The following is a 1162-nucleotide window of genomic DNA, read 5'->3' as shown; positions in this document are numbered from 1 at the left end:
TGGACAAAAGAGCGTTAGGTAAAAAGATTTACCACATAAGGCTCTGATTAGAAAAATTATCCTTTAATTGTTCATCCATCACCAAGTTAGTTGAGTTGAGACTAAGTATCTAACCTATCCCTGTATTCTTATACTCACTATTTTTCTTTTGTTCTTACTATTCTTTAATCTCTATCCGACGAAATCAAAGCACTCCCTGCATTGAGGATAAATGTGGGGTACGCAAGGAGTATAAATGATGAACCGAACCTCCCCTTTAACACTAATAGCGAGTTTAATCATGAGTTCGAATGCATCGGCTGTTGAAAAAGCCGATATGATCTTAACAAACGCAAAAATCCACGGTCATGAAAATGCCGATGCAATTGCAGTTCATGATGGAAATATTTTGTTCGTTGGCAAAATGTCGGATACCAAGAAATATCGTAGTGAAAACACTGAAGTCATCGATCTCGAACATGGATATGTAATGCCAGGTTTTATTGATAACCACAACCATGTTTTTGAAGCAGCCTCTGAAGCTGGAGGTAACTGTGAACTCAGTATGGATGCATCACTTGAAGCCCAAATACCTTATCTAAAAGCTTGCAGTCGAAATAGTAAGTCCAAAGGGTGGCTGATGGGGTATGGTTTTTCGTTAGATGCCATTCTAAATGAAGATAATATTCAAACACCTCTTGAGGTTATAGATGGAATTTTTCCTGATCGGCCTGTCGTATTCATGGAGCAGACCTCACACTCTATGTGGGTAAATTCTGCTGCACTGGAACTTGCTGGTATTACTAAAGATTCACCTGAGCCTCAAGGAGGAAAGATTCTCAAAGATCCAGTTAGTGGTGAACTTAACGGTATCTTATTTGATAATGCTGGAGATATCGTTATGGAAATGGCATGGAACAGCTTAGAAGGTCAATTTGATCAAAGTTATGATGGATTGATGGTTGGCCTAGAAGAGTCAGCATCATACGGCATTACGACTATTGGTGATGGTCGACTCTATTGGAAACGCGGATGGTATGAAGTGTGGAAACAGGCAGAAAAAGACGGTAATCTGACCGCACGAGTGTCGTTGCGCCCTTGGATTTATCCTGCTGATTCTATGGAACCGCAACTAGCTTTTCTAAAGAAAATCCAATCAAGTGATACATCGAGTTTGCTATTA

The 1162-nt window shown here is 39.8% G+C and carries 1 protein-coding gene; it reads left to right on the top strand.

Going from position 1 to position 1162, the window contains the following annotated elements; translation table 11 throughout:
* Positions 1 to 238: 238 nt before the first annotated feature.
* Positions 239 to 1162, top strand: a 924-nt coding sequence (locus EYW48_RS21165) for an amidohydrolase family protein (protein WP_277433046.1), incomplete at its 3' end; no start/stop codon positions are given.

The sequence above is a fragment of the Vibrio sp. 1180_3 genome (genome assembly GCF_029478545.1).
GTDB lineage: Bacteria > Pseudomonadota > Gammaproteobacteria > Enterobacterales > Vibrionaceae > Vibrio > Vibrio aestuarianus.
The sequence above is the reverse complement of the archived record's forward strand: the minus strand, read 5'-3'. Positions and strand labels throughout refer to the sequence as shown.